Here is a 2,500-nt window from a genome sequence, read left to right as displayed (position 1 = left end):
AAACAAAAAAAAACAAAAAAAAAAAAAAAAAAGAAAAAACAAAAAAAACCAAATTTTTTTTTTTTTAAAAAAACTAAAACTTCCCCAACCTCAAAAAAAAAACAAAAAAAACAAAAAAAAAAAAAACAAACAAAACCGTGGGGGTGGGGTTTTTTGTTACTCGGTTTGTTTAGCGTTTTTACTGTATGGGGGGGGGGGCGGGGACCCCAACCTTTACAAAAAAACTCCAAAAAGGGGGCCCCGTTTTTAAACCGGGTAAAAAAAAAAAAACAAATTATTTTTGGCCCCCCCCCCCCCCCCCCCCCCCCCCCCAAAACGGTGTTTTTGCGGGTTTTAAAACTTTTTCAAAATTTTTTTAAAAAACAAAAAACAAAAAAAAACCCCCCAAAAACTTTTTGGACAAAAAAAACATACCAAAAAAACGGGCAAAACAATGTTTTTTATAATTTTCCCCCCCCCCCTTTTGGTATTTTTTTTTTTTTCCCCCGGGGGGGCCCCCCCCCAATAAAAAACCTTAAAACAACAAGGGGAAAACCAAAACACAACAAAAAAAAAACAACCAAACAAAAACCCGCCCCCCCCCAAAAAAAAAGAAAACCCCAGGTATTTTTGTTTCGTTTTTTTTTTTTTTTTAACCTTTTTGTTTTTATAACGGTGGGGGGGGGGTGGGGGGGGGGGGGGGCGGGGGGGGGGGGGGACGGTTTTGTTTTAAAAAAAAAGGGGGGGTGGGGGGGGGGGGGGGGGGGGGAAACATTAAACCTGGGTTTGTTGCGTTGTTTTTTTTTTACCAAAAATAATTTTCCGGGGTACCCGGGTGGGTTTTTTGCCGCTTGGATTTACTTTTGTTTTTCAAGGTGATTTGGTTGGAATTGGGCCGTTAAAGGGGGACCAAAAAAGGGGGGGGGGGTTCGGTTTTTTTTTTTTTTTCCCAAACTTTTATTTTTTTTTTTTTTTGTTTTTTTTAAACGGGGAACAAAAAAAAACTTTAAAAAAAAAAAAAAAAAAACAAAAAAAAAAAAAAAAAAACACAAAAAAAAAAAACAACCCTTAAAAAAAACAAAAAAAAAAAAAAAAAAAAAAAAAATTACATTTTTAAAAAAAAAGGGGGGGGAAATTGTTTTGTGAAAAAAAAAAAAAAAAAAAAAAAAAAAACAAAAAAAAATTTTTACACAAAAAAAGAAAAAAAAAAAAAATTCCCAAAATTTTTTTAAATTTAAATTATTTTTTTTTGTTTTACACTATTTTTTTGAATGTTTAGGGGGGGGGACAAAAAAGGGGGGGGAAAGGGAAAAAAATTTTTTTTAAAACAATTATGGGGTTGGGGGGGGGGGGGGCCCCCCCTTTTTTTTTTTCGGCGTTTTTTAAAAAAAAGGGGTTTTTTTGAAATTTTTTTCCCAAGGTTACCCCCTAAAAAAAAAAAAAAAAGGAGGGGGGGGGGGGGGGGGGGGGGGGGGGGGGGGGGGGGGGGGGGGGAACGTATTTTTTAACCCAAGAATTCCCCCCAATTTTTTTTTTTCCCCTGTAAAAAAAAACCTTCTCAAAAAGGGTTTAGTTACCCAAAACAAAAAAAAAAAAAAACAAACAAAACAAAAATTTAAAATTAAAAAAACACACCAAAAAAAAAAAAACAAAAAAAAACAAAACCCACCAAAAAAAAAAACAAAAAAAATTAAAATTGGGGTTGGGGACGGTAAAAAAAAAAAACAAAAAAAAAAACAAAAACCCGCCGGAAAAAAAAACAAAACTTGTGTGTGTGCCAAAACAAAAAAAAAAAGGAGGGGGGAAAAATTTTTTTCCTTTTTATTTTTTTTTTCCCCAGGGGGGAAATTTTTTTTTCGAAAAACTTTTAGTTTTGAAAAAAACAACAAAACACGTAGTCGGGGGGGCCCGGCCCCGGGGGGGTGTTGTTTTTTTTTTGCGTGCGGGGGGGGAATTCCTTCTTTTCCCCATTTTCCATTTTTTTTTTTTACCTTCCCCCCTTTTTCCCTTTTTTTCCCCCCCGTTGGTTTTTTTGGGTTTTTTTCTTTGGGTTTTTTGGAAGGGGGAAAAAGGGGGGGGGGAGAAAATTCCCACCGAGGGGCCCCCCCCAAACCCCCCAAAACAAAAAAAAAACCCAGGGGTGCGGGGCGGAGGGGGGGGGTGGGGGGGGGGGGGGGGGGGGGGGGGGACACCAAAAAACTAAAAAAAAAACGTTTTGTTTTTTCAACCTAAAAAAAAGGTGGTTTTTTTTTTTCCCGGGGAACATTTTTGTCCCCGGAAAAAAATAAAAAAATTTAAAAAAAAGGGGGGGGGGGGGGGGGGGGGGGGGAAAAAAATTTCTCCGTTTTTTGTTTTTTTTGCCCACAAGTTTTCCCCCCCGCCCGTTTTTTGTTTTAAACCCGTCTAAAAAAAAAAAAAAAAAAAACATTAAAAAAAAAACATTTTTTGTTTTGGGGGTTTTTTTAAATTTTTTAAAACTTTTTTTGGGTTAAAAACAAAAAAAAAAAAAAAAAACTAAAAA

Annotated in this window: 1 protein-coding gene and 1 pseudogene; one reads left to right on the top strand and one right to left on the bottom strand. The window is 36.1% G+C overall.

Going from position 1 to position 2,500, the window contains the following annotated elements; genetic code table 11:
- Positions 1-667 precede the first annotated feature (667 nt).
- Positions 668-748 (bottom strand): annotated as a pseudogene (locus HYI43_11225) (RNA-binding protein).
- 75 nt (positions 749-823) lie between these two features.
- Here HYI43_11225 and HYI43_11220 point away from each other — a divergent pair.
- Complete coding sequence (locus HYI43_11220; protein UDI79097.1) at positions 824-1,051, top strand: hypothetical protein; 228 nt, start codon at positions 824-826, stop codon at positions 1,049-1,051.
- Positions 1,052-2,500: the final 1,449 nt, after the last annotated feature.

The sequence above is a fragment of the Staphylococcus taiwanensis genome, from assembly GCA_020544305.1.
GTDB classification, from domain to species: domain Bacteria; phylum Bacillota; class Bacilli; order Staphylococcales; family Staphylococcaceae; genus Staphylococcus; species Staphylococcus taiwanensis.
This window is presented reverse-complemented; position numbering and strand designations above follow the sequence as displayed.